The sequence below is a fragment of the Ruegeria sp. AP12 genome (assembly GCF_056540025.1).
This window is the reverse complement of sequence record NZ_JBQFVZ010000354.1, coordinates 1-504: the sequence shown is the minus strand read 5'-3', so window position 1 is coordinate 504 and position 504 is coordinate 1. Positions and strand designations below refer to the sequence as shown.

At 63.1% G+C, this 504-nt stretch carries 1 protein-coding gene; it reads left to right on the top strand.

From position 1 onward, the window contains the following. Positions 1-504 (top strand): thiolase family protein (locus ACR0E6_RS23180; protein WP_480587865.1); only part of this gene is annotated, 504 nt, incomplete at both ends.

The window sequence follows — 504 nt, the reverse complement described above, 5'->3', positions numbered from 1 at the left end:
CGAACAGATGGATGAATTTGCGCTGACCAGCCAGACCCGTGCGGCGGCAGCGATCGAGGCCGGGCATTTCGACAGCCAGATCACGCCAGTGCAGGTCAAGGTCAAGCGGGACATGGTTGACTTCAAGGTCGATGAACATCCCAAAGCTACCACCGCCGAGGCATTGGCCGGATTGCGCCCGGTGTTCCAGAAGGATGGGCGGGTGACGGCGGGCAATGCCTCGGGCATCAATGACGGCGCGGCGGCGATGGTGCTGGCGACGGCGGATGCAGCGGCGAAAGCGGGTCTGAAACCCAAGGCGCGCGTGATCGGCTATGCCCATGCCGGGGTGCGGCCCGAGGTGATGGGCATCGGCCCTGTCCCGGCGGTGCAGAACCTGTTCAAGAAGACCGGTCTGTCGGCGGATGATTTCGATGTGATCGAAAGCAATGAGGCGTTTGCCGCGCAGGCTTTGGCCGTCAATCAGGAATTGGGTCTGGACGCCGCAAAGGTGAACCCGAACGG